General features: G+C 65.0%; 21 protein-coding genes. 15 read left to right on the top strand and 6 right to left on the bottom strand.

Annotated features, from left to right (window positions below):
- Window positions 1-111 precede the first annotated feature (111 nt).
- The 12 genes from Spa11_RS22095 (at window position 112) to Spa11_RS22040 (ending at window position 15,856) form a co-directional block, all read left to right on the top strand.
- On the top strand, window positions 112-810 hold the full coding sequence (locus Spa11_RS22095) for a cytochrome c3 family protein (RefSeq protein ID WP_145116758.1): 699 nt from the start codon (window positions 112-114) through the stop codon (window positions 808-810).
- A gap of 99 nt (window positions 811-909) precedes the next feature.
- On the top strand, window positions 910-4,188 hold the full coding sequence (locus Spa11_RS22090) for a TAT-variant-translocated molybdopterin oxidoreductase (protein ID WP_145116757.1): 3,279 nt from the start codon (window positions 910-912) through the stop codon (window positions 4,186-4,188).
- A 106-nt stretch (window positions 4,189-4,294) separates the two neighbouring features.
- Window positions 4,295-5,719, top strand: a complete 1,425-nt coding sequence (gene nrfD, locus Spa11_RS22085) for an NrfD/PsrC family molybdoenzyme membrane anchor subunit (RefSeq protein ID WP_145116756.1) — start codon at window positions 4,295-4,297, stop codon at window positions 5,717-5,719.
- Between the two features lie 70 nt (window positions 5,720-5,789).
- Window positions 5,790-7,202, top strand: coding sequence for a quinol:electron acceptor oxidoreductase subunit ActD (locus Spa11_RS22080; RefSeq protein WP_145116755.1), 1,413 nt, complete (start codon window positions 5,790-5,792; stop codon window positions 7,200-7,202).
- Between the two features lie 120 nt (window positions 7,203-7,322).
- Window positions 7,323-8,552 (top strand): quinol:cytochrome C oxidoreductase, encoded by a 1,230-nt coding sequence (locus Spa11_RS22075; protein ID WP_145116754.1) that lies wholly within the window; start codon window positions 7,323-7,325, stop codon window positions 8,550-8,552.
- Window positions 8,553-8,823: 271 nt separating this feature from the next.
- Window positions 8,824-9,174 carry a hypothetical protein gene (locus tag Spa11_RS22070; RefSeq protein ID WP_145116753.1) on the top strand — a complete coding sequence of 117 codons (351 nt, stop codon included), beginning with the start codon at window positions 8,824-8,826 and terminating at the stop codon, window positions 9,172-9,174.
- A gap of 262 nt (window positions 9,175-9,436) precedes the next feature.
- A complete protein-coding gene (locus tag Spa11_RS22065; RefSeq protein WP_145116752.1) occupies window positions 9,437-10,306 on the top strand; it encodes an SCO family protein in 870 nt (289 codons plus the stop codon).
- A 5-nt stretch (window positions 10,307-10,311) separates the two neighbouring features.
- Window positions 10,312-11,589: a cytochrome c oxidase subunit II transmembrane domain-containing protein gene (locus Spa11_RS22060; protein WP_145116751.1), complete on the top strand. Its 1,278-nt coding sequence runs from the start codon at window positions 10,312-10,314 to the stop codon at window positions 11,587-11,589.
- Window positions 11,590-11,679: 90 nt separating this feature from the next.
- Complete coding sequence (locus tag Spa11_RS22055) at window positions 11,680-13,461, top strand: cytochrome c oxidase subunit I (RefSeq protein ID WP_231933078.1); 1,782 nt, start codon at window positions 11,680-11,682, stop codon at window positions 13,459-13,461.
- A 179-nt stretch (window positions 13,462-13,640) separates the two neighbouring features.
- Complete coding sequence (locus Spa11_RS22050; protein ID WP_145116750.1) at window positions 13,641-14,762, top strand: cytochrome c oxidase subunit 3; 1,122 nt, start codon at window positions 13,641-13,643, stop codon at window positions 14,760-14,762.
- Between the two features lie 85 nt (window positions 14,763-14,847).
- Window positions 14,848-15,246 (top strand): cytochrome C oxidase subunit IV family protein, encoded by a 399-nt coding sequence (locus tag Spa11_RS22045; RefSeq protein WP_145116749.1) that lies wholly within the window; start codon window positions 14,848-14,850, stop codon window positions 15,244-15,246.
- Between the two features lie 148 nt (window positions 15,247-15,394).
- Window positions 15,395-15,856 (top strand): thioredoxin family protein, encoded by a 462-nt coding sequence (locus Spa11_RS22040; RefSeq protein WP_197529589.1) that lies wholly within the window; start codon window positions 15,395-15,397, stop codon window positions 15,854-15,856.
- A gap of 186 nt (window positions 15,857-16,042) precedes the next feature.
- On the opposite strand, the gene Spa11_RS22035 is transcribed toward Spa11_RS22040, so the two are convergent.
- The 6 genes from Spa11_RS22035 to Spa11_RS22010 all read right to left on the bottom strand — a co-directional run bounded on the left by Spa11_RS22035 (window position 16,043) and on the right by Spa11_RS22010 (window position 22,273).
- A complete protein-coding gene (locus Spa11_RS22035; protein ID WP_145116747.1) occupies window positions 16,043-16,459 on the bottom strand; it encodes an anti-sigma factor in 417 nt (138 codons plus the stop codon).
- Window positions 16,460-16,529: 70 nt separating this feature from the next.
- Window positions 16,530-17,198: an RNA polymerase sigma factor gene (locus tag Spa11_RS22030; protein WP_145116746.1), complete on the bottom strand. Its 669-nt coding sequence runs from the start codon at window positions 17,196-17,198 to the stop codon at window positions 16,530-16,532.
- A 214-nt stretch (window positions 17,199-17,412) separates the two neighbouring features.
- On the bottom strand, window positions 17,413-18,327 hold the full coding sequence (locus Spa11_RS22025; protein WP_145116745.1) for a hypothetical protein: 915 nt from the start codon (window positions 18,325-18,327) through the stop codon (window positions 17,413-17,415).
- 4 nt (window positions 18,328-18,331) lie between these two features.
- A complete protein-coding gene (locus Spa11_RS22020) occupies window positions 18,332-20,434 on the bottom strand; it encodes a serine/threonine-protein kinase (protein WP_145116744.1) in 2,103 nt (700 codons plus the stop codon).
- A gap of 82 nt (window positions 20,435-20,516) precedes the next feature.
- Window positions 20,517-21,287, bottom strand: coding sequence for an FHA domain-containing protein (locus tag Spa11_RS22015; protein WP_145116743.1), 771 nt, complete (start codon window positions 21,285-21,287; stop codon window positions 20,517-20,519).
- Window positions 21,288-21,430: 143 nt separating this feature from the next.
- Window positions 21,431-22,273 carry a hypothetical protein gene (locus tag Spa11_RS22010; protein WP_145116742.1) on the bottom strand — a complete coding sequence of 281 codons (843 nt, stop codon included), beginning with the start codon at window positions 22,271-22,273 and terminating at the stop codon, window positions 21,431-21,433.
- Between the two features lie 353 nt (window positions 22,274-22,626).
- On the opposite strand from Spa11_RS22010, the gene Spa11_RS22005 reads away from it, so the two are divergent.
- From Spa11_RS22005 to Spa11_RS21995, 3 genes are all read left to right on the top strand, one after another.
- On the top strand, window positions 22,627-23,232 hold the full coding sequence (locus tag Spa11_RS22005) for a hypothetical protein (RefSeq protein WP_145116741.1): 606 nt from the start codon (window positions 22,627-22,629) through the stop codon (window positions 23,230-23,232).
- Between the two features lie 66 nt (window positions 23,233-23,298).
- Window positions 23,299-23,760: a heavy-metal-associated domain-containing protein gene (locus tag Spa11_RS22000; protein WP_145116740.1), complete on the top strand. Its 462-nt coding sequence runs from the start codon at window positions 23,299-23,301 to the stop codon at window positions 23,758-23,760.
- A gap of 97 nt (window positions 23,761-23,857) precedes the next feature.
- A complete protein-coding gene (locus Spa11_RS21995) occupies window positions 23,858-24,463 on the top strand; it encodes a WcaF family extracellular polysaccharide biosynthesis acetyltransferase (RefSeq protein ID WP_197529588.1) in 606 nt (201 codons plus the stop codon).
- Window positions 24,464-24,667 lie beyond the last annotated feature (204 nt).

The following is a 24,667-nucleotide window of genomic DNA, read 5'->3' as shown; positions in this document are numbered from 1 at the left end:
TAATGCCGCTATCTTGGACGGGCTTGGTTCGGTACCTTGGCCGGGCTCGCAGAGTCCCTGCGTGCCGTGACGTGTATTTACCTATCAACTAGCCTCCGCCGATCTCTCGACGTGGCCAAGTTCCATTTCCCGCCCTGGGTCAATACCTTCTCGCTGATGGTGATCGGCGGCGCCCTCGCTGGGGCTGCGTACGCCGGGGCCGTGCTGTTCTACGGCACACTGCCGAAGGTGATGTACACCGGCTACCAGCCGGAGCAGCCCGTCCCGTACAGCCACAAGCTGCACGCCGGCGAGCTGAAGATCGACTGCCGGTACTGCCATAACACGGTGGACAAGGCCGGCCACGCCGCCATCCCACCGACGGCGACCTGTGGCAACTGCCACAACGCGACGCTCGGCCCGGACGGCACGCTCGCCAAGACCGCGATCCACACCACGAGCGTCAAGCTCACCAAGGTGCGTGAGAGCCTGGCGTCGAACGAGTCGATCCAGTGGGAGAAGATCCACGACCTTGCCGACTACGTGTACTTCAACCACTCGGCCCACGTGAACAAGGGCGTCGGCTGTGTCGAATGCCACGGCCGCGTCGACAAGATGGAAGTCGTTCACCAAGACAAGCCGCTGTCGATGAGCTGGTGCCTCGACTGCCACCGCGACCCGACGGCGCGTCTGCGTCCGCTCGACCAGATCACGAATATGGAGTGGGACCCCGAGCTAAGTGGCGAGGGCTCCCGCGAAAAGATCGGCGCCGAAGTGGCGAAGCAGCTCGGCGTCCACCCGAACAGCAACTGCTCGACGTGCCACCGTTAAGCGGCCCGTCGAGCAAGTGATTATTGGCTCCTCCGCCGAGCGTTGGCGGAGAGCCCTGCGAATTCAAGCACACTGCCGCGTCCCCTCCCGACCGCAGCGATGACCCAAGCGACCCAAGAGCCGTCCAACCCCCTGGCCCCCGCCAGCCGCGTCAGCCCGTTCTGGCGTAGCCTGGACGAGTTGCAGAATACGGAGCAGTTCCAGGAGTTCCTGGCGCGCGAGTTTCCGCAGGCCGCCTCGGAGTTCCCCGAGGGCGTGTCGCGGCGTCGGTGGATGCAGCTGATGAGCGCGTCGTTCGCGCTGGCCGGCGCCGCCGGCTGCCGCTGGGAAACGGAGAAGATCGCCGAGTTCGCCAATCGCCCCGAGGGTTACATCCCCGGCACGCACCAGCACTACGCGACGAACATCCACTGGGCCGGCGCGCCGCGTCACCTGTTGGTGACCAAGTACGACGAGCGTCCCGTGAAGGTCGAGGGCAACCCCGACCACCCGGCCTCGCTCGGCGCCGCGGACGGCTTCACCCAAGCCGCGACGCTCGCCCTCTACGACCCCGACCGCGCGCGTTCGGTCATCCAGCGTGACGGCAGCGCGACCTTCACCAAGGACTGGACCGCGTTCGAGAACTTCCTCGACGAGCGCGTCGCCGAGCTCGGCGACGGGGCGGGCCTGGCGATCCTCACGCCGACCATCGATTCGTACGCGTTCTACGCGGCGCTCGACAGCGTGCAGGAGAAGTTCCCGGCCGCGAAGTTCTACAAGCACGACGCGATCTCCTGCGAGAACGCGCTCGCCGGCGCCGAGCTGGCGTTCGGCTCGCGGCTGCGTTCGCACTACAAGCTGACGGACGCGGAAGGAAAGCCCGTCGCCAAGGTCATCGCAACGTTCGACGCCGACCTGCTGCACGAGACGCCCGACGCGTCGCGGATCGCCCGTGAGTACGCCGACGGCCGCGACCCCGACGGCGAGATGAACCGCCTCTGGTCGGTCGAGAGCTTCTTCACGAAGACCGGCGCCGCCGCGGACCACCGCTTGCCGGTGAAGTCGTCGGCGATCGGCGCGCTGCTCGTCAAGCTCCGCGACAAAGTCAAGGAGCTGACCGCAGGCGACCACGAGCACGGCGAGCCAATCGAAGGCGAGCCCACCCCCGAGCAGTTCCTCGACGTGCTCGCCGATGACCTGGCGCACAACCAGGGGTCGAGCCTCGTCGTCGTCGGCCCCGGCCAGCCCGCCGCGGTCCACGCGCTCGGCCACGAGATCAACAGCCTGCTCGGCAACCTCGGCAAGACGGTCACGTTCACCGAGGAGCCGAAGCCGCGCGTCGAAGTCGCCGATGCGGCCGCGCTGCTGGAGGCGCTTGGCAACGAGAGCGTCAACACGCTGATGGTGCTCGACGGCAACCCGGCCTACGACCTGCCCGGATTTGCTGCGGCGATCGAGAAATCGCAGCACACGATCCGCCTCGGCGCGTACGACGACGAGACGTCGCGCGTTTGCCACTGGTCGCTGCCGCAGACGCACCCGTTCGAAGAGTGGGGCGACGTCATTGCGTGGGACGGATCGGTCGGCGTTTGCCAGCCGATGATCGAGCCGCTGCTCGGCGGTCGGTCGGTCGTCGAGTTGCTGGCGGTCCTCGCCGGCGACAAGGCGCCCAACGCCCAGCAAATGGTCCGCGATGCGGTCACCGCCGAGGTCGATCTCGACGAAGCGGCGTGGAATAAGGTGCTGCACGATGGCCTCGCCGCTGATTCAGCCGCGGAAGTCGCCGAAGTCGGCGAGGCGAACGCCGCCCCCGAGATCGCCGCCCCCGCCGAGGGCGACGACGCGATCGAAATCGTGTTCGTCCCCAGCAGCAGCACGTACGACGGCCGGCTCGCCAACAGCGGCTGGCTGCAAGAGACGCCCGACTTCCTCACCAAGCTGACGTGGGACAACGCCGCCCTGGTGGCGCCAGCAACCGCCAAGAAGCTCGGCCTCAAGCAGGGCAAGCTGGCCACGATCAAGGTCGGTGAGACGAGCATCACCGCGCCGGTCTACGTCATGCCGGGGCAGGCCAAGGGCTCGATCTCGATCGCGCTAGGTTATGGCCGCACCGCGGCGGGCCGCGTCGGCGGCTTGCTCGATCCCCAATCGGGTCGCCCCGCCGACGGTCTCTATCCCGAAGGGATCGGCGGCACGTGGTTCCCCGCCGCCGCCGAACCGGTCGGCGTCGATGTCTACCCGCTGCGTGCGGCGGCTAAGGGCGGCGCCGCGACGACGGGTTTCATCGCCGAGGGCGTCACGATCAAGTCGACGGGCAAGGACTACCTGCTCGTCGGCACCCAGGACCACCATGCGATCGACGCGCTGGGCCTCGAGGCGATCGGCAAGCGGACCGGCGAGCTCATCCGCACCGCGTCGCAGGACTTCTATACGGAGCACAAAGACTTCGCTCCGAGCATGTCCCACGAGGTGATGGTTCACGCCGGCGGCGAGAACCGTCCGACCGAGCCGCTGTGGGACCTGCAGAAGTACCACACGGGTGACCCGAATTACGCCCCGGCGTGGGGCATGACGATCGACCTCAACAAGTGCATCGGCTGCAACGCCTGCATGGTCGCCTGTCAGGCCGAGAACAACGTGCCGGTGGTCGGCAAGGACCAGGTTCACAAGGGCCGTGAGATGCACTGGATCCGCATCGACCGCTACTTCCGCGGCACAGCGAATCCGCAGGACGCGGCCGACCCGGCCAACTTCGACAACCCGCAGATCGCCCACCAGCCGATCGCCTGCCAGCACTGCGAAACGGCGCCGTGCGAAGAGGTCTGCCCCGTCGCCGCGACGGTGCACGACAACGAGGGCCTCAACGTGATGGTCTACAACCGTTGCATCGGCACGCGGTACTGCTCGAACAACTGCCCCTACAAGGTCCGCCGCTTCAATTACTTCCGTTACACGAAGAAGCTGTACGAGGCGTCGAACGAGCTGATGAAGCTCGTGATGAACCCCGAGGTGACCGTCCGCAGCCGCGGCGTGATGGAGAAGTGCACGTTCTGCGTGCAACGGATCTCCGCCGCCCGGATCACGGCGAAGAACGAGGGCCGCCCGATCCGCGACGGCGACGTCACCACCGCCTGCCAGCAGGCGTGCAGCACCCGCGCGATCGAGTTCGGCGACCTCCGCGACGAGAAGTCACGGGTTCACCAGACCTTCAAGAGCGATCGGGCCTACGGCATCCTCACCGAGTTGATGACCAACCCCCGGAACAAGTTCCTGGCGAAGATCCGCAACCCGCACCCGATGCTCGCGCGGCCCGACCTCGACCCCGTGCTCCATCACCACGGCGAAGGCCACGGTGAAGAACACGGCCACGAAGAGCACAAAGTAGAATCGCACGCTTAATCAACTAACGAACAAAGCCTCGATAGGAATGACGAAATCCGAATGACGAATAACGAAAGCTTGGTCGCTTCGTCATTCGTGCTTCGTCCTTCGTCATTTTTACTCTATGTCGACCGCTGACATTCCCGCCGGCTACCTCCCCGGAAAGCTCGGCTCGGTTCCCGAGCCGTGGATCGACCCGCCTTGGGTCGAGGGGGACAACGACTACCGCAGCGTGACCGAGAAGGTCTGCCGCATCGCGGAGAATCCGCGCCCGCCGCTGGCGTGGTTCATCGGGTTTGCGGTGGCGGCGTCGCTCGCCGGCATGCTCGGCGCGATGATCGGCTACCTGATCATCACGGGCGTCGGCGTTTGGGGTAACCAGAACTCGGTGAGCTGGGGCTGGCCGATCGTCAACTTCGTGTTCTGGGTCGGCATCGGCCATGCCGGGACGCTGATCTCGGCGATCTTGTTCCTGTTCCGCCAGCACTGGCGCACCAGCATCAACCGCTTCGCCGAAGCGATGACGATCTTCGCGGTGGTCTGCGCGGGGACGTTCCCGGGCATCCACATCGGCCGCGTCTGGTTCGCCTACTACCTGTTCCCGTTCCCCGATACGCGGCTCTACATGTGGCCGCAGTTCCGCAGCCCGCTGCTGTGGGACGTGTTCGCGGTCGGCACGTACGCGACCGTGTCGCTGCTCTTCTGGTACATGGGCATGATCCCCGACCTAGCGACGCTGCGTGACCGGGCCAAGCACCCGATCCGCCGCTTCGCCTACGGCATCCTGTCGGTGGGCTGGATCGGCTCGGCGACCCAATGGCGCATCTACGAGAAGGCTTACGCGTTGCTCGCCGCCCTGGCGACGCCGCTGGTGCTCTCGGTGCACACGATCGTTTCGTTCGACTTCGCGGTGAGTCAGCTGCCGGGCTGGCACACGACGATCTTCCCGCCGTACTTCGTCGCCGGCGCCGTGTTCAGCGGGTTCGGCATGGTGCTGACGCTGATGATCCCCGCCCGCGAATGGTTCGGGCTGAAGGACATCGTGACCATGCGTCACGTGGACTGCATGTGCAAGATCATCATCGCCACCGGCTCGATGGTCGGCTTCGCGTACCTGACCGAGTTCTTTATCGCCTGGTACGGCGGCAACCCCTACGAGCAGTTTACGTTCATCAACCGGGCGTTCGGCCCGACGTGGTGGGCTTACTGGACGATGGTCACCTGCAACGTGATCTCGCCGCAGCTGTTCTGGTTCGGGTTTATCCGTCGCAGCCCGATCTTGATCTTTATCATCTCGATCTTCGTGAACATCGGGATGTGGTTCGAGCGGTACGTGATCATCCTCTCGCTGGAACGGACGTTCCTGCCGGGGAGCTGGCAGTCGTTCGTGCCGACGTGGATCGACATCGGGATGCTGATCGGCAGCTTCGGGCTGTTCTTCACGCTGTTCCTGTTGTTCTGCCGCTTCCTGCCGATCGTCGCGATGAGCGAAGTGAAGCAGGTGATGGCCCACGTCGACGGGCACGCGAAGGGCGCCCACTCGCACTGAGAATTATCCATCCGCATTTAGCCCCCGGTCATTGACCGGGGGCTAATTGACCGGGGCTTTTACGAAAGACATGAGCGAAATCGCCAATCTCGACGTCACGCACGAGCCGAAGCGCCTCGGCCTGCTTGCGCAGTTCGCCGGGCCCGACGAGTTGATCGCCGCGGCCGATAAGGTCACCGACGCCGGCTACAAGAACGTCGAGGCCTACGCGCCGTTCGCCGTCATCGGCATCGACGAGGCCCTCAAGGCGAAGAAGACCATCCTCCCGTGGATCGTTTTCTGCATGGGCCTCTCGGGGTGCCTCATCGGCATCACGATGCAGTGCTACATGAATGGCATGGAGGGTTCGTGGTGGCTGGCGGGCTACGAGTTCCTCATCAGCGGCAAGCCGTTCTTCAGCATCCCGGCTTTCATCCCGGTGACGTTCGAGCTGACGATTCTGCTCAGCGCGTTCGGCTCGTTCTTCGGCATGCTGGCGCTGAACAAGTTGCCGCGGTTATTCAACCCGCTGCTACGCTCCGAGCGATTCGCCGACGTGACGACCGACGGGTTCTTCTTGTTCGTCGAGGCGGCTGACGCCAAGTACGCCGAGGCCGAGACCGAGGCGTTCCTCACGTCGGTCGGCGCCACGGGTGTCGAAGCGATCAACGACGTTGTCGAAGGCCGGTCGCTGCCCGCCGCGATCCATCTCGCCGGCGCGTGCGTGGCGACCGCGGCGCTGCTGGTCCCGCTCTATCTGTGGATGACCTCGAGCACGACGACGTCGCTGCCGCGGATCTCGCTGTTCAAGGACATGGAGCACCAGGCCAAGTTCCAGGCCCAGCAGCCCTCGCCGATTTTCGACGACGGCCGCTCGATGCGCGAGCCGATCAAGGGGACCGTCGCCCGCGGCCGCAACCTCGACGACGTCGAGTTGTACTACGGCGAGCGCGCCGAATTGTCGGTCGCCGGCGGCCCCGGTCGTGGCGACCTGCGGTTCGCTTCCTTCAACAACGACGGCCGCACCCGAGCGCAGTTCGTCGCCGAGGGCGATGAGGAGGACGGCGAAGCCGCCGCCCCGGCGCCGGCAGCGGGCGAGCCCGAGGAGAAGGACTGGGTCACCGACTTCCCGGCGGCCATCAAGATCACGCAGGAAACGATGGACCGCGGCGAACAGCGGTTCAACATCTACTGCGCCACTTGCCACGGCCTGACCGGCGCAGGCGACGGCCTCATCACTCAACGGGCGATGAGCCTCAACCAAGGCACCTGGACGCAGCCCACCAGCCTCCATGTCGAGGCGGTCACCACCCAGCCGGTGGGCCGTATCTTCAACACCATCAGCAACGGCATCCGCAAGATGCCGGGCTACAAAGAACAGATCAGCGCCGAAGACCGCTGGGCAATCGTCCTCTACCTGCAGGCGCTGCAGCGCTCGCAGAAGGCGACCGCCGAAGACCTGCCGGCCGACAAACTCCGCGAAATCAGTAACTTGAAGAAGTGAAAGAGGTTGGTAGGTAGATAGACCGGTAGTCCGATAGGCAAGCGCCTAACGGAGCCCGGTTGACGCCTCGAACCCTACCGGACTAACCGACTACCGGACTAACAGCTAACAGCTCCCGCCATGGCCTCCCTCGTCAACGCCGACATCACCGAGATCCGCCAAGCATCCGCCGGGCTGGCCGGCGCCGGGTTCCTCTGGGGCGCCGTCGGCGTCGCGGTGCTCGCGGTCGGCGCCGTCATCGGCTACGCGACGGGCTCTTGGGCGCAGTTCGCTCACGCCTACTTGCTCGCCGTGATGTACGTCACGTCGCTGGGCGTCGGCGGGTTGTTCTTTGTGCTGGCCCATCACCTCACCGGCGGCCGCTGGGGCACCACGGTCCGCCGCCTCTCCGAGATCACCGCCGGCACGCTGGTGGTGTCGTTCGGTCTCTACCTGCTGATCATCCTATTCTCGGTGATCGCGGGCAGCGACGCGCTCTACCCGTGGGTCAACCGCCCCATGGTTGAGAGTGACCCGATCCTGAGGTCGAAGATGCACTACCTCGAGCCTACGTGGTTCACGATCCGCGCGTGCGTCTATTACCTGCTGTGGATCGCGATGGCGTGGACGATGCTCGGCATCTCGACGCGGCAAGACTCGAGCGAGCCCCTCCGCCGCGCGAAGGCGATGCAGTGGTACTCCGGCCCGATGATGCTGGTCTACGCCCTGAGCATGAACTTCGCGGCGTTCGACTTCATGATGTCGCTGGCGCCGCACTGGTTCAGCACCATGTTCGGCGTGATCTTCTTCGCCGGCTCGTTCGGCGTGTTCCTGGCGTTCCTGTTGATGCTGTCGGTCTTCCTCCAAGACCGTGGCATCCTCACGCAGTCGATCACAACCGAGCACTACCACGACATCGCCAAGCTGATGTTCGCCTTCGTCGTCTTCTGGGCGTACGTCTCTTTCAGCCAGTACATGCTGATATGGTACGCGGCGATCCCAGAAGAGACGTTCTGGTTCGATATCCGACAGCAGGGCGTCTGGCTCTACTGGGGTCTGGCGCTGATCCTGGTGCACTTCTTCATCCCGTTCCTGGGTTTCATGTCGAAGCGGGTCCGGCGCAACAAGCGGATGATGTTCTTCTGGGCGGGCTGGATGCTCGTCGCGCATTGGATCGATCTGGCCTACATCATCCTGCCGCAAGTGCGGACGGATGGCTCGGTGGGGATGACGGTCGTGATGGGACTGATTACCACCGCGGGCGCGTTGGGCGTGTTCACGTGGGCCTGGATGAGCGTCGCCGCCGGTCGCTGGCTGCTCCCGGTCCAAGACCCACGCCTGCCGATCGCCCTCAGCTACCACAACCACTAAGTCATTTAGGCAAGACGGATTAAAGAGGAGGGGTAGGGGGGTATTTGGAGATAGGGGAAGTGGCCGTCATTGGGCCGTCATTGGGACGTGCCGAAACCGGCAGGCAGTCTTTAACGAATTAAGAGACTTCGATCGCGAAGTCGTCGCCCCTCCAAGACACCATCCCCCCTATCACCAACATCCTCCAAATCTCCTTTCCTCAAGCGACCCACCGAAAGTAAGTTGATTCCGCCCCTGTTCGGCGGTTAGCACTATCCGGCGAGTACGAGCGATGAGCCACCACCCCGTCACAATCCCCCCGGGCCAACCGATCCCCGAACCCGGCGTCGAGCCAGACGGCGTCGATAGCGCGACGCTCATGGTCTGGGGCTTCGTGTCGGTGGCGATCATCCTCGGCACGATGTTCGGGTCCGCGGCGCTTTACTTCGCGGCGCAGAACAGGCTCAATACAACACGGCTCATCGCCCCGCGGTATATCGAGTCTGAGAAGACGCTCACCGATCAGCGAGGGGTGCTGGCAAGCTATGCCGCCCCCACCGCGGAGGGGAATCCCTACACGATTCCGATCAACCGCGCTAAACAACTAGTGCTGGCCGAGCTGCAGAGCAAAAAAGCGGAGTGAATTCCCAGAGGGGTGTTTCGGGGAAGGGGATAGGGGGATAACTGGAGGTATTGAAGGATGATCGTCGGTGACGCCGTCCGGACCAGCCAAACCACCGCTCGTTTCCTTCTGAATCACTTCGTAGACGAACCACCCCACAGCGGCCTGCCCTGCCGAGAGACCATCCCCCCATCCCCAAACATCTCCTTATCTCCCTTCGAATCGTAGCCATTTCGAGTCGATGTTAGCTGTCCCCTCACGAACGCCGTGCCTAAGTGCCCTCGTGGCTCTGGCGCTGGCGGTCTGCGCGGGGCCGGTGAGGGCGCAACTGATCGAGAAGTTGCCCGAAGAGATGCAGGGCGTCGGCGTCGACGACAAGTCGGGCTCTCAGGTGCCGCTCGACCTGCGCTTCCGTGACGAGAACGGCAAGGCGATCACGCTGGCCGAGGTCTTCACGGGCGACCGCCCCGTCCTGTTGTCGCTCAATTACAGCGACTGCCCCATGCTGTGCGGCCTGCAGCTCAACGGCCTGTTCGACACGCTCGCCGAGATCACCGAGGCCAAGGGCTGGACGCCCGGCCGCGAGTTCGATGTGGTGAGCGTCAGCGTCGATCCGCTGGAGACAACCCTCCGCGCCAAACAGACCGAGCAAAAGTACCTCCAGCGTTACGGCCGCGCCGGCGCTGCCGAGGGGGTCCGCTTCTTGACGGGCAACCAAGAGAACATCCGCGCGCTCGCCGACGCCGTCGGCTTCCGTTACAAGTACGTCCCCGACACGCGCGAGTACTCGCACACCGCGGCGGAGATCGTCGTCACGCCGAAGGGCGTGGTGTCGCGTTACCTGTACGGCGTCGCGTACGACCCGCAGACGCTCCGGCTGTCATTGATCGAGGCCGCCGATGGCAAAATTGGCTCTCCACTCGATCAGATTATCTTGTTCTGCTTCCACTACGACGAGACCAAGGGCCGCTACGGCCCGGTCGCCCGTCGAGTGATGAGTGTCGGCGCGGGGGTGACCATTTTCGCGATGTGCGCGGGGTTGTTGCCTTACTGGCTGCGTCGCACGCCGTCTAGCGCCGCTGCCAACGACGCTACGTCAATCAACCCCGCTGAGCCGCAAGCGGCCGAGCGGGAGCCTAACGAAGTCGCCTGATACCGATGTCGCCCGTTTCGCCCATGCAAATCCCGCTCGCGTCGTTCGGCACGTTCGACCAGTTCCGCGACGCCGCCTCGACCGGCGCCGCGGCGATCGACACGCTGTACTTCTGGATCCTCGGGATCTGCGCGTTCTTCTTCTTCCTGATCGTGGCGGTCCTGGTGGCGTTCATCGCGCGCTACTACGCCCGGCCCGGTCATGTCGAGCAGCACACGCCCCATCACGACAACCGCCTCGAAGCGTTGTGGTCGATCATCCCCAGCTTCATCGTTGTGGCGCTGTTCTGGTACGGCGTGCTCTTCTACCTCGACCTGCGGACGCCCCCCGAGAACGCGTACGAGATCCAGGTCGTTGCGAAGAAGTGGAACTGGTCGTTCATGTACCCCAACGGGGTCGTCGACCCGAACCTTCACGTCCCCGCCGACCGTGACGTGCGGCTGGTCATGTCGAGCGACGACGTGCTGCACAGCCTCTACGTCCCGGCCTTCCGGGTGAAGATGGACGTGGTGCCCGGTCGGTATAGCGAGTTGTGGTTCAACGCCACGACGCCGACCGAATCGTTCGACCCGGCGATCGACCCGAGCACCACCGGCGCCGACGAGAACGGCTACGACCTGTTCTGCACCGAGTACTGCGGCCAGGGCCACTCGGCCATGATCGCGAAGGTGGTCGTCCACAAGTCGGGCACCTTCGAGACATGGCTCGCCGAAGCGGCGCGGATCGACCCGACGAGCTCGCCGGCGGAGTTGGGCGAAAAGATCTGGAAGCAGCGCGGCTGCTCACAGTGCCACTCGGTCGATGGCAAGGCGTCGACCGGCCCGACGTGGCAGGGCACCTACGGCACCGAGCAGAAGACCGACAAGGGGACCGTCAAGGTCGATGAGAACTACATCCGCGAGTCGATCCTCAACCCAATGGCTCAGATCCGCGACGGCTTTAAGGGCGTCATGCCGAGCTATCAGGGTCAGCTCAAGGACGCCGAGATCGCGGCCGTCATCTACTACATGAAGAAGCTCAGCGCCGAAGCCGACAGCGTCCCGGCGACGTGGGAAGACGCCGGCGGTGTGCCGGGCCAAGAGGAAGGCGAGGGGTCGGCCGAGGGCGTCGATACATCGCCCGGCGACGGGCTCGACGCCGGCGAGCCGATTCCCGCCGAAGAGCAAACTCCCGCGGACAAGCCAGACTCGGAAGAAGCCGCCGCCGAGAAGATGGATGTCGAGGAGCCAAAGACCGGCGAGCAACCCGAGACGGACGACGCCGAGACCGCCACCGAATCGTAGGCCGCGAAGGGACCGCGTCGCGAGACGACGCGACTCGCTGACCTACCGAAGAAATAGCTAACTGCTAACGCCTAACCGCTAACAGCTACCATGATTTCCCAATCCCGCGAGCACTCGCTTCTCCAGGCGATCGCCGAGGACCCCAGCCGCAAGGTGTTCATCCCGCAAGGGCGGAGCTACCTCGCCAATCCCCCCGGGATGACCTTCTGGCAGGCCGTCTCGTCGTGGGCGTTCACGCTCGACCACAAGCGCATCGGCGTGATGTACTTGTGCGGCGTGATGTCGGCGTTCCTGCTGGGCGGCATCTTCGCCGGCGCGGTGCGGTTGGAACTGTGGAACGGCACGCCCGGTCTGTTCCACGACAACGTCCAACAAGCGCAGGACTTCTACAACCAGATGTTCACGCTCCACGGGGCGGTGATGACGTTCCTGTTCATCATCCCGAGCATCCCCGCGGCGCTGGGCAATATCTTCTTGCCGATGATGCTGGGGGCGAAGGACGTGGCGTTCCCACGGATGAACCTCGCCAGCTTCCACCTGTGGTGCATCGGCGCGGTCTTCTTCTTGATTACGCTGCTCACGTCCGGCCTCGATACGGGCTGGACCTTCTACACGCCCTACAGCACCTCGACGCAGACAAGCGTCATCTTCGCGACGATGGGCGTCTTTATCCTCGGGTTCAGCTCGATCTTCACGGGCCTGAACTTCGTGGTGACCGTCAACACGATGCGTCCCAAGGGGATGACCTGGTTCAAGATGCCGCTCTTCATGTGGGGCATCTACTCGACCGCCATCATCCAGGTCCTCGCCACGCCGGTGCTAGCGATCACGCTGGTGCTGTTGATGTGCGAACGCCTGATGGGCATCGGCATCTTCGACCCCGCCCTCGGCGGCGACCCGGTGTTGTACCAGCACTTCTTCTGGTTCTACTCGCACCCGGCCGTCTACATCATGATCCTGCCGGGAATGGCGATCATCTCCGAGGTGATCCCGGTCCACAGCCGCAAGCACATCTTCGGTTACACGTTCATCGCGTACTCGTCGGTGGCGATCGCGCTGCTGGGCTTCCTGGTGTGGGGCCACCACATGTTCACCAGCACCGAGAGCAAGCTCGCGGCGGTGATCTTCAGCGCGCTGACGTTTACGGTGTCGATCCCGTCGGCGATCAAGGTCTTCAACTGGTTGACGACCATGTACAAGGGATCGATCCATCTGACGACGCCGATGTGTTACGCCCTGGCGTTCATCGTGCAGTTCACGATCGGCGGCTTGACGGGCCTGTTCCTCGGCACGCTGGCGACCGACATCCACTTGCACGACACGTACTTCGTCGTCGCCCACTTCCACTACGTGATGATGGGCAGCACGCTGATCGCCTTCCTCGCCGGTCTCTTCCACTGGTGGCCGAAGATGTTCGGCAAGATGTACAGCGAGCTCTGGGGCCGCATCGCCTGCCTGCTTGTTTTCATCGGCTTCAACACCACGTTCTTCCCGCAGTTCATCCTCGGCACCCGCGGCATGCCGCGACGCTACGCGGCGTACAAGCCCGAGTTCCAGTTCCTGCACCAGCTGTCGACCTCGGGGTATGTCATCCTTGGCGTCGGTTTCTCGCTCGCGGCGGCGGTGCTGATCTACTCGCTGTTCCGCGGCAAGAAAGCGCCGGACAACCCGTGGGGCGCGGCGACGCTGGAGTGGAAGTGCTGCAGCCCGCCGACGACGGCGAATTTTGAGATTCAACCGTGGGTCGGCAGCCCCTACGTGTACGACGACTTCGTCTACGACCCGGACGAGGGGGGCTACGTCGAGGTGCTCCCCGACCTGCACCGCAGCGGCAAGACCGCGGACGCCCCCGCGGCGCCGGTGACTCACTGATTTCAATTCAATTAACCACAGAGCCACAGAGGACACAGAGAGAAGCACTGAGAGTTTTTTGACAGGATCAACAGGATCAACAGGATGTTTTTTATCCAGTCGATCCGGTTAATCCTGTCTCAAGAAGCTTCTCCGCGTCCTCTGTGGCTCTGTGGTAAAACCTTCGATTTAGAAGCGATATGGCCGAAGCCGCCACGCTAGAACCGCACGCAGCCGACCCGCACGACGCCGGTCATGGGCACGGACACGACCATCACCCGAGCCTCGCGCACCACTTCGAGGACCTCGAGCAACAGTTCCAGGCCGGCAAGCTCGGCATGTGGCTGTTCCTCGCCCAGGAGGTGCTCTTCTTCTCGGGCCTGTTCGCCGCGTACACGGTGTTCCGCTGGCACTACCCCGAGGTGTTTGTCGACGCGCACCACCACCTCAACAAGACGCTCGGGGCGATCAACACGATCGTGCTGCTGGCGAGCAGCTTGGCGATCGCCTGGGGCGTGCGGGCCGCGATGCGGAACGACCGCCGTACGATCCTCAACACGCACGTCTTCACCCTCGGCTGCGCGGCGTTGTTCCTCGGCGTGAAGGCGATCGAGTACACCCACAAGTGGGACGAGGGCATCGGCCCAGGCAACTTCTATAAGTTCAGCGGCGGCCACCTCGAAGCCGACTGGCACTTCGCCGACTACATGCCAAGCCTGGCGATCGGTTCGCTGGTCATCGGCGCCGCCATCACGTTCTTCGGCGCCCGTTGGGCCGGCGCCTCCAAGCCCGTGAAGGGCTGGGTCACCGCGTCGATCGGCGTCTGCGTGCTGTCGTTCGGACTGGGCATCGTGCTCGCCAAGTGCATCATGCCGACCGAGGCCGAGGTGGCCCGCGCCGGCGGCCACGACGCTCACGCCGCCGATCACGCCGCTGAGTCGCATGAAAGCGATGCGGCGCCGACCGAAGGAACCGATCTGGCGGCCGTGACTTCGGCCGCCGCTCCCGGCGAGGGAGAGACGACCGCCGCCGGCGAGGTCGATCCGAAGTCGCCGGAAGAGCAGGCCCAAGACGTAGCGGCCGCCCCCCGCGGCGCCGCCTTCGGGCCGGCCAACTTCTTCGCGATCTACTTCATCATGACCGGCGTCCACGCCGTGCACATCATCGCCGGCATCATCGCGATCACCTGGGTCGTCGCCAAAGCCGCCGCTAGCGAGTTCTCCGCGGAGTACTTCCTGCCGGTCGAGAATGTCGGCCTCTACTGGCACATCGTTGACTTGGTGTGGATTTATTTGTTCCCGCTGATGTACCTGATTCACTAGCTGTTAGCGGTTAGTCGTTAGCGGTTAGCTAACGGCCCGCCCCGCGTTTACTAATCGCTAAAAGCTAACGACTAACCGCTCCAAAATGTCTCACGAAGCCCCCGGCCACCACATTTCCAGTCCCCAGGTCCTCTGGGCGACGTTCGGCGCGCTGGTGGCGCTGACGCTGCTGACCGTCGCCGTCTCGACGGTGCCGCTGAAAGACTTCCCGGTGCAGTACTTCCTGCCGATGGTCTTCAACGACCCGATGGACCTGACGTGGCTCGACATGCCGATCACGCTCACCATCGCGACGGCCAAGGCGTTGCTGGTGGCGGTGATCTTCATGCACCTCCAGCACGACAAGCTCTTCAACAGTATCCTGATGATCGGGGCGATGGTCTTCCTGGTGCTGTTCCTCGGCATGACCGTGCTCGACAGCCACGAGTACACGCCGGACGTCAACAGCTACAAGGCGGACAAGGCGGCGGAGGCGAACCCGTAAGGTTTCGCTAACCGGTGCGGGCGCCCCCGCTGCGGACGGGGCCCGCCTAGCGTAGCTGGAACCCTCACGCATTCTTGCAGGCACTGCTGGCGCCGCTGCCGATCTGGGAAGGACGGACAAGTCCTCTCCCCGGTCGCCCGGAGCCGCCGTGAAACGCTACTGCCTGCCGCTCGCCGCGGCCCTCGGCGCGCTGAGCGCTATCTCGATCGCTAATATCGCGAACGCCCAGTCGCCTGCCTCGTCGTCGATCGCCTGGAGCGACGTCACGGCCGACGCCTTTGCCGCCTCGCACCGCACCGGTAAGCCGATCCTCGTCTACGTCACGGCCGAGAAGTGCGCCTTCTGCCGCAAGATGGAGAAGGAGACCTGGAGCGACCCAGCGGTCGCCCAGATGGTCCGCACGGGCTTCGTGCCGCTTAAGCTGCACGCCGACACGCACCCCGACGAGATCGCGTCGCTGAGGGTCCGGGCGTTCCCCGCGACGATCCTCGTGACGGCCCAGGGCAAGCCGTTCGCCGGCCGCGTCGGCTTCGTCGAGCCGGCGAAGCTCGTCGAGATGCTCCAACCCGAAGTCGCCGTCGCACCATCGATCCGCCAGCCGGCGCTGTAGATAGCCCCGGAGGGGCGGCAGCGCGTAGCCAGGGGCGCGAGCCCCTGGAACCTGGAAACGGAGCCGCAAGAAATCAGAAGCCCCGGAGGGGCGAAAGCAACGGAAGAGTTGCTTTCGCCCCTCCGGGGCTTCGCGTTGATGTCGCGACGCAATTCAGGGGCTCGCCCCTCCGGGGCTTTCTACGGGTCAGCCGCAGTCGGAGAGGCGGCCGACGCTCGACTCGAAGTACTTACCGCGCCGGCGGGTCGTGCCCGTCTCGGCGCTCTGCTCGTGGCGTTCGCGGAGGTCCTCGACGTTGGCGTTGCACCAGCGGCAGTCGACCACTTCGAGGTGGAACCGCACGTAGTCGGCGTGCGCTTCGGGGAGGACGCCCAACAGGTGGCTGCCGAGCTGTTCGCGCGAGGGGCACGTCAGCCGGTTGCGGCGCCACACCTCACCGAGCGAGTGCAGCCCCGCGTCGCGGCCGCTGACGAGCGTCGCCAACCGTTCGCGCAGCTCGTCGTCGTCACGCAGCGCCGCTTCGATCGCCGCGATCCGTTCCGGCGCGGCGGCTTCGTCGAGATAAGCGTGGAGTTCGGCGTCGGTGAAGGGGCTGTCGGCCATCGGCTTTCGGCTGTCGGCTAGAAGAACGAAGGGTAAAGCTGACAGCCGATAGCTGACAGCCGATAGCCGCTCACGCAGTGAGCTCGGGGAAGACGCCTTCGTCGAGACCCTGTTTCTTGAGTCGCTTCTTGAGATTGGCGAGAAAGTCGAACTTGAAGTTGGCGACTTGCTGTTCGGTGAGGCCGACCGCGACGGCGACCTCTTTATTGCCCATGCCGCGGACGAACAGCAGCTCCATCGCTTTGACCTTGGGCCAATCGTCGCGACCGCGCCAGATGGCGATCTGTTCGGCAAGCGCCTCGGCGAGGGCGTCGGCCTCGAGGCGGCGGCGTTCGCCGCTGCGGGCGATCGAGCTGGCGCCACGCGCCGAGCCGGGCAGGTCCCACGCGCCGCCGCCCGATTCACCTTCGGTGCTCGAGAGCGTGACGGCGGGGCGGCGGCCTTCGCGACGCAGGTGGTCGGTGAGCTTGTGGGCAGCGATCGAGAAGAGCCAGCCCTCGAGCGGCCGGCGGGCGTCGTAGTTCGGCAGGCTCGTCAGGAAGCCGATGAAGGTCTCTTGGACAACGTCCTCGCTCGCCGCGCCGCGACTCGTCCCCAAGCGGCTCCGCACGAAGGCGAGCAGGCGTCCCTCGAACTCGTCGATCAGCTGCCGCCACGCGTCGGGCTTGCCACGACGGATCTCGGCCACGAGCAGCGACTCGGGCGAAGGCGCCACGTCATCGGCAAGCGCATCGGGCATCGGCGGCTGGGGTTTGGTGGGGTTGGAAGTGAGAACGCTCTCTCAGAGAGTATTAACCGCAAGCGGAGGCGATGCAAACCGAGCTTCAACTCACAATCACGTTTGTCAGGGAGCCGGAACGCGTCAGCGCCCCGAGTAGCAGCGTGATACGGATGGCGAGTAAGTCCGCGCCGCAACTCCGGGCGCTAATGCGTTTCGGCTCCCGGTCATTCGGTTAGGCGGCGTTGCTTTTGGGCTTTCGCCCGCCCGATCGCAGCACGACGTGCGCGAGCGCTACGAGCGACAGCACGCTAGCGCCAGCGAACGTCACGGCGCGAACGCCGCGTGTGCGTGCGACTCTGGCGGCGGCGTCGGCGAGCGACTTAGCGATCTGCGCCTGGACTTCGGGAGCCACTTCGGCGAGCGTATAGAGCAGATGGACTTCGCCGACGGACGTGTCACGAATTTCTTCGTACTGAGACTTCACGAACGGCGATGGGTCGAAGCCTGTTTCTGTAGGCCACGAGAGTGTGCCCCCGATCGCTCCGAATTTGAGATTCAGCCAGTTCGCGAGCTGCTCTTTTGTATCGGACTCGCACGAGTCCTTCGTGGTGAACGGGCCGGAAACGATCAGCTTCTGATTGTCGCCGAGGTGGGCGTCGATCCAGTCGGGGCGAATCGGATGCGGCTCGGCAGTATTCTTGAGGTTGTTATAGACCGGCTTGTCTGCGGGATCGATGTCCTCAAGTTTAATCTTCGGCTGTGCGGACGCGACCGCTGCAAGCTCTTCGTCGCTGGCGACTTCGGCCGTAGTCTCCCATGGCAGTCGCTCCCGGCTAGATTCTTGAGTCGAAGCCGTTTGCTTTTCTTGCATTGCAATCTGTCGCGCCAGCTCGCGCAGAGATTTCGTCCTTGCCTCAGCTTCGGCCCTCACAACTGCCGCTTCCGTCCTCGAAACATGGTGAGAGGAATATCCCCACAACAGCACAGCTCCGATCAGCCCGCCAAACATCATTGCGAGCAGTGCTAAGCCGCTCCAGTTCTTGCGCGTAATCGCGATGTACGTCAAACCGAGCACCACGAGCAATGGCAAGCCGATGACAACAAGCAGGACAAGTAGCCCCAATACAGAAATCGATGTCGTCGCCATATCTCTAAACCTCCATGCTCATGCCGCCACGAGCCAACGCGGCTCGGCGGCTGGGGGGGCACCAGGGGCTGGCGACTTGGGTCGCTAGGGCGATCACGCCCACCAGCACCATCCCCAGGGGTTGCGGGAACCAGGCGACTGCCGACAGCGCCCACGCGGCGATCACTACCGCGCCGATCGACCAGACGCTCCAGCGATATTGACGGACGTACTCTGCCGATCGCCACCAACGGACGAGGAGGAAGACAGCGCCGAAATAGATCGCAGCAACCGCCATTGGCAGCGTCGCGGTGTTGTCAGAGATGGTGATCGCATTGAAGGGCTTGAAGCCGAAAGAATCGAGAACGATCTCTTGGATCAGACACTTGTGAGGCGCCAGCGTTGCGTCGCTCCAGGCTGGCAACCGATTGCCCAGCACTTCGGCGGCGCCCGCGGCGGCGAGGCCAACGACAAGGCCGAGCGCAAGATTCATCAATCGGCGGGGCGGGTGAGCGTCGCGCTGTGCTTCGCCGAAGGCGCTGACGGCGAGGACGCCCCACGAGCCGAGGGTCGCGACGGCGGCGAGCCACACCGCGGTTACGGTGGGATCGACGCCGGTCCCACTCGCCAGGAGCGGCGCCGCAAGCGCCGACGCGACGATCGCCACCAGCGCCGACACGAGCATCGAGCCCGTCAGCGTCGCAGCCTTCTCACGCAGCGGCCGCGCGGACCGCTCGCGCATTGCCGCGCGGCGCCAGTTGTAGCGCGTGCGTCGTGGGGCGGAGGGTTTCCGCGGTCGATCGTAGTGGGCGGTGTGGGTTTCGACCTCGGGTGCGGGAGCCGTCTCCGTCCCTTTGAGGAACGCCGACCAGACGACGTAGTACACCAAGTAGAACGGCAGCACGAACGCCGGGATCGCGATCGCCGCGCCGGAGAAGACGAGCATCGTCACGATGCCGAACAGGATCAGCGCCTTGCCGAGCGGCGGGATCGGTAGCCCCTGCCACCAATGACGCAGTCGGTGTGACTCGTCCACGAGCGCTTGCCAGAGCGGTTCACGCTGCGGCGTGGGGTAGTGCGTGTGCGGCGGTGTCGAAACGGGCGCCCAATGCCGAATGGGCCCGTAGATCACGTCGTCGCTCAAGACATTGAACCCGCCCTTCGCTTGCGGCGGGGCGACGTTGGCGGGGGCGTTCGACTCGTTGCCGGGCAGCAGCGCGAGCATCTCTTCGACGCTCGACAACCGCAACTCGGGGTCCTTCGCTAGCGCTCGCGCCACGATCGTGCGGTAGGGCTCGCCGACGCGCGTCAGGTCGGGCTCGGCGGTGAGGTGCTTCATCAGCACTTCGCCGACGCTCTCGCCCTCGAACGGCACGCGGCCGGTGAGCATCTCGTAGAACATCACGCCGAGGGCGTAGGTGTCGATCTCACGACCGTAGCGGCCGCCGGCGATCTCGGGCGCCATGTAGTGGACGGTGCCGACCGATTCGGTCTGCCCGCTGCGGCGGCTGGTGGCGATGAACTTGGAGAGGCCGTAGTCGCCGATCTTGACGCGCGACTCGATCGAGCCGGCGCCGCGTTCGAGGTAGACGTTGGCGGGCTTGAGGTCGCGGTGGACGATGCCGCTCTGATGCAGATAGCCGACGCCCGCGGCGATGCCACGCAGCCAGGAGATCGCTTCCTCGATCGGCATGCCGTCGGGGCAGCGGTTGACGGCGTCTTCGAGCGACTCACCGGCGACGTACTCCATGACGACCCACTGGTCATCGACCGAGTCGGTTCGGAGGTCGTACAGCGCGACGAGGTTGGGGTGCTTAAGGTTAAGGCACTGGCGAACGCCACGCAGCTCGACATCGAGGTTGCGGCGGATGAGCTTGAGAGCGACCTCCTTGCCGGCGTCGCTGGTGGCGAAGTAGACCTCGCCAAAGCCGCCGCGGCCGACGCCGCGTTTAATGGTGTAGCCGTCGAGCGGCGTGTCGCCGGTGGCGTACTGGAACTTGATGGCGCGGCGCCCGCGGCTGCCGTCACTGCCGCCATCGACAGCCGCATTCTCGACTTTGTCGTCAGCGGCGGGCGAGGCGTCGGGCTGCATGGCGGGCCGGCGGCGGAGAAGGGTGGGGGGGAACATTTAGTTTAGCCGGTGAGGCGTGAGGCTTGAGGGGTGAGGGTTGGTTTCTTGGCCTTCTTCCTCAGGCCTGACTCCTCACGCCTCAAGCCTCCTGAACAGGTTCGACGCTCAGCGCGAAATCTTGCCCCTCAATCCGGTGGCCGGGCGAAACGGGGACGGCGCCGTCCGCTGGTCGGCCATCGACCACCAGGGCGCCGCTGGAACGGCACACGAGCCCCCCGGGGCCGCGGAACAGGATCGCCTCGTCGCGCCAATCGGGGCAGCGGATGTGGCTGTGCGGCTTCGGGCCCAGGACGCAACTCTCCGCCATTAGCAGGATGGCGTCCGCAGCCGGCACGCTGCGGTGGCCGCTCTCGATGGTCAGGATCGCCGAGGCGCTGAGGGCGTGCGGTCTTCGTAACCGGAGGGCGACCGAGCCCAGTTCGATGACGGCGCCGTCTTCGACGACCGCCGGGCCATCGAGCTTCTTGCCGTTCAGATTGGCGGGGCCGTAGGGGGTCAGCACGTAGCGGCCGCCGGTGCGGGCGAGGCGGGCGTGTCGGCGGGAGAGGTCGGCAAGAATCGGCAGGTCGGGCCCGTCGCTCGAGCCAACGCCGGGCTGGCCGATCACCAGCTGCTCGGCGAGCGTCACCAGATAGCCGCCGACGCCATCGACCCAGAGCATCTGCTGGTCTCGGCGGGAAGCGTCGGACGGTTGGCCAGACGGAAAGCCCTTCACGGTCTGGTCCTCGGGGGCGCCACCGGCGCGGGTCGTGTCACGGAGTCGCAAGGAGATCGCCGCCACGCTGCTGGACGGCCGGGCGGAGGGGCCGGCATACCATTGGGTCGGCGTTTCGTCGGGCGCCAGGGGCATGGTACGCGGAGCGAGGGGGTGAGGGAGAGGAAGAAAGTAAACTGTGGGAGGGGTCTCCAGACCCCGATTACGCGATCCATGCCGTAGCGAATTGGATGCCGTAATCGGCGTCTGGAGACCCCTCCCACAGTCGTTCAGACGGCTCAGTCCAACTGAATCGTCGCCGAGATCGCGGCCACCTTGCCGTCCTTCTTGGCGGAGACCATCGCGTTGTCCGACTCGAGGTCGAAGTACGCGGCGACTTGCTGCTGCACGTCCTCGGACTCGGCCGGATCGAGCTGGATCTCGCCGGGGAACGTCGTGTCGGCGTTGGCGAGCTTCGAGGCCACGTCGAGCCGCGAGCGGATGTCGGCGATCAGGCCCTTGGCTCGGGACAGCTGGCTCTCGTCGAGGGCGACCACATCGCTCGACGCCTGGGCGACTTCGACCAGCTGCCGCTTGGCTTCGAGATTCATGATGTCGGTTTCCAGTTCCTTCTGGGCGGCGATCATGGCCGTCAGCTTTTGGCGAGCCGCATCGAGGTTGGCCTTGCGGGCCTGCTGCATGTCACGCAGGTGCTCGAGCGTTTCGTCAGCGACCTTGTGACGGGTGAACCGCCGCGACAGGTCCTCGGTGACTTCGCTGCGGTCGTACGAGTGGCCCGCGTAGCGGAACACGTCACGGTCGGTGGAGAGGTCCGATTGAAGCTGCATGATTTCACGCTTGCTCTTCTCGGCCTTCTCGTCGGCAGAGTCGATCTGCTCGGCGAGGCGTTCGAGCTCGATCTCTTCCTTGGCGATGACTTCCATCGAGTGCCGGACTTCCGGCGCCAGGTCGCGGACCATCTGGCGGGCGCGGTCGAGCTGGAACTCGACCGGGACGGCCCGCTCGACGCGAGCCGTCGTGCGGTGGAAGGCGGTGCTGAGGTAGCTCAGGGCGTTGGAGCCGAAGGTAAGTCCCCCGACGAGGCCAACGAGCAGGGTAGAAACGACGACAGTTTTGATCACGGCTAGGTTCCCCCGGAAAGGCGGAAGTGGAAGGGCGGGCCCCGGAAGGGGGGCTCGGGACGGGCGATTGGGGCCGGCCCGGGTTGTCTATTAGGGCGGCTCACAAGAGGGACTTCGCGGCTTGCCAGCGGATCTTGTGACCGGGGCGCAAAAAATTCTGAAACTCGGCCCAAGGACCCCCAACGGGTCGTCAGCCGGGTGGCGGTAGCCCCCGGTGAATCTCCAGATCGGGTAGCTATTCGGGAAGCTATCGCACCGCCAACCCCGGCTTCCGCCGTGGGCTAAGGCGTTCGCAGCCGATAGAATGAGAAAATGTCACGCCGGACGGATTCCGAACTTCTAAAGCGCTTCCGATGAACCGAATCACGCTGCTGCCGTTGCTAGCTCTTCCGCTGTTGCTATTGCCGGGCTGTGCGGACGGCCCGGTGAAGCCCGACCCGGAAGTGGTGAAATCGCTGCGTGAGCGGTACGCCCTCGAAACCGAGCCCGCCGACGCCGTGACGCCGCTCGACTGGCGTGAGCAGCGTGAGGCGGTTGATAGCGAAGAAGAAGACGAAGCGGCCGAGGAAGCGACGCCGATCACCCTCGTCGGCACGGTCGGCGGGATGCCCAACCCCTGGGGCGCCGACAACGAGCCCGACTTCCCGTGGAAAAAGGGGCAGGCGACGTTCTTCCTGGTCGATCCCTCAACGGTGGAGGAGTTCGCCTCGCACGCCGCCGCGGAAGGAGTCGAGCACGCCGAGGACTGCCCGTTCTGTTCGCGCGAGGCGCGGAACAAGACGAGCTCGGTTGCCGTGGTGACGTTCCCGTCAACTGAGGATCCCGAGCAACCCGCCGCCGTCGATGCGCGGGACCTGTTCAAGCTGGAGAAGGGCGACCTCGTGGTCGTGCACGGCCAGTGGACGCTCAAAGGCGATGTGCTGATGGTCAGCGCCGACGGGCTCTATAAGCGAGAATGATTGAAGTGGCATGAAGTTGTGGGAGGGGTCTCCAGACCCCGATGACGCGCACCATGCCGTTTCGGGATGGACACCGCAATCGGCGTCTGGAGACGCCTCCCACCGATCAAGCAATTATCTAATAACGACACGGAGGTCGTGATGCGTGCTGCAAAGGTCTTGGTGGTTCTGTTTGTTTGTGCTGTTGCCGCGCCGGTTCTTGCTCAGCAGCCGATGGCGCAAACGAAGAAACTCGCCCCGGGCGTCGTCATCGTGGCGGTCGAGGACATGCACTGCGCGACGTGCGCCAAGAAGGTCGCGCGGAAACTCTACGCGGTGAAGGGCGTCAAACGCGTAGCGCCGTCGCTGGAGAAGGACCTCGTCACGGTCCACGTCCCGGCCGACCGGCCGGTAGCGGTTGTAACGATTTGGTCGGCGGTCGCCGCCAGCGGGATCAAGCCCGTTGAGCTACGCTTTGGAACCGAGCGGCTCGACGCCGAGGCAATCGCGCCGCTGCTGGCTGCGGCGAAGGCGTCGCAGGTCCGTTGAGTGGTCTCCGATGCGGCCGCGGTCGGGACGACGCGGCTCTCGCCTTGCGTTCGCGACCAAAGTCGGCTGACGTTCCTTCCCGCCACCCGCCCGTACTGTGTCCGATAACGCCGAGCCGCAGAACGAGGCGTGGGTCGATCTGTCGGGCTACACGCCCGGCGGCTATCGGCCGGGGCGGGGGAAGCTGACGCAGATCGTTTGGTACTTCGTCAGCGTCTTCGTCTTTGAGTCGGGCTGGTTTCCGGTCAGCAGGCTCAAATGCTCGATCCTCCGCTGCTTCGGGGCGAAGGTCGGCCGCAACGTGACGATCAAGCCGAACGTGCGGATCAAGTACCCGTGGCGGCTGAACGTCGGCGACCACACGTGGATCGGCCAGGAGTCGTGGATCGACAATCTGGGCGACGTGCGGCTGGGGAGCCACGTCTGCCTGTCGCAACGGGCCTACCTGTGCTGTGGGGGGCACGACCACCGCCGACGAGGATTCGATCTGATCGTCGGCGACATTACCCTTGAAGACGGCTCCTGGGTCGGCGCCGGGGCGACGGTCCTCGGCGGCGTCACTGTGGGGACGAACGCCATCGCCGCCGCCGGCAGTGTCGTGACGAAGGACGTGCCGGCGGCAAAAGTGGTGGGGGGGGTCCCTGCCCGGGTCTTGGGAGATCGGGAGCGACCGGGAGGCCTGGGGATTGGGGCTGGGGGCTGAGGGACCTGTGGCCCGCTGGCAACGCCGGTTGCGTTTCGACGACATGGCGGCGTCGCGAACTTGTCGATTTTTCCGCGCCCGATGCAACTCTTGCGGGGCGGAGGGCGTCCAAACGCCGGATTCCGCAGCAGTTGCGCGCTCGGCCCTCCCCCGTGAGGGGGTTTGGCCCGCCAGTTGCCCAGGAGTCGTCCGTGCCGTCGGTGG

Source organism: Botrimarina mediterranea (assembly GCF_007753265.1).
In the GTDB taxonomy this organism is placed as follows: Bacteria; Planctomycetota; Planctomycetia; order Pirellulales; family Lacipirellulaceae; genus Botrimarina; species Botrimarina mediterranea.
Note: the sequence above shows the minus strand (reverse complement) of the source record. Positions and strands in the feature narration are given on the sequence as shown.

Bases quoted from the DNA above. Each gene is read 5' to 3' on its own strand.
- Spa11_RS22090 (WP_145116757.1), top strand. From the start codon at position 910: ATGACCCAAGCGACCCAAGAGCCGTCCAACCCCCTGGCCCCCGCCAGC.
- nrfD (WP_145116756.1), top strand. From the start codon at position 4,295: ATGTCGACCGCTGACATTCCCGCCGGCTACCTCCCCGGAAAGCTCGGC.
- Spa11_RS22080 (WP_145116755.1), top strand. From the start codon at position 5,790: ATGAGCGAAATCGCCAATCTCGACGTCACGCACGAGCCGAAGCGCCTC.
- Spa11_RS22075 (WP_145116754.1), top strand. From the start codon at position 7,323: ATGGCCTCCCTCGTCAACGCCGACATCACCGAGATCCGCCAAGCATCC.
- Spa11_RS22070 (WP_145116753.1), top strand. From the start codon at position 8,824: ATGAGCCACCACCCCGTCACAATCCCCCCGGGCCAACCGATCCCCGAA.
- Spa11_RS22060 (WP_145116751.1), top strand. From the start codon at position 10,312: ATGTCGCCCGTTTCGCCCATGCAAATCCCGCTCGCGTCGTTCGGCACG.
- Spa11_RS22055 (WP_231933078.1), top strand. From the start codon at position 11,680: ATGATTTCCCAATCCCGCGAGCACTCGCTTCTCCAGGCGATCGCCGAG.
- Spa11_RS22050 (WP_145116750.1), top strand. From the start codon at position 13,641: ATGGCCGAAGCCGCCACGCTAGAACCGCACGCAGCCGACCCGCACGAC.
- Spa11_RS22045 (WP_145116749.1), top strand. From the start codon at position 14,848: ATGTCTCACGAAGCCCCCGGCCACCACATTTCCAGTCCCCAGGTCCTC.
- Spa11_RS22035 (WP_145116747.1), bottom strand. From the start codon at position 16,459: ATGGCCGACAGCCCCTTCACCGACGCCGAACTCCACGCTTATCTCGAC.
- Spa11_RS22030 (WP_145116746.1), bottom strand. From the start codon at position 17,198: ATGCCCGATGCGCTTGCCGATGACGTGGCGCCTTCGCCCGAGTCGCTG.
- Spa11_RS22025 (WP_145116745.1), bottom strand. From the start codon at position 18,327: ATGGCGACGACATCGATTTCTGTATTGGGGCTACTTGTCCTGCTTGTT.
- Spa11_RS22020 (WP_145116744.1), bottom strand. From the start codon at position 20,434: ATGTTCCCCCCCACCCTTCTCCGCCGCCGGCCCGCCATGCAGCCCGAC.
- Spa11_RS22015 (WP_145116743.1), bottom strand. From the start codon at position 21,287: ATGCCCCTGGCGCCCGACGAAACGCCGACCCAATGGTATGCCGGCCCC.
- Spa11_RS22005 (WP_145116741.1), top strand. From the start codon at position 22,627: ATGAACCGAATCACGCTGCTGCCGTTGCTAGCTCTTCCGCTGTTGCTA.
- Spa11_RS22000 (WP_145116740.1), top strand. From the start codon at position 23,299: ATGGACACCGCAATCGGCGTCTGGAGACGCCTCCCACCGATCAAGCAA.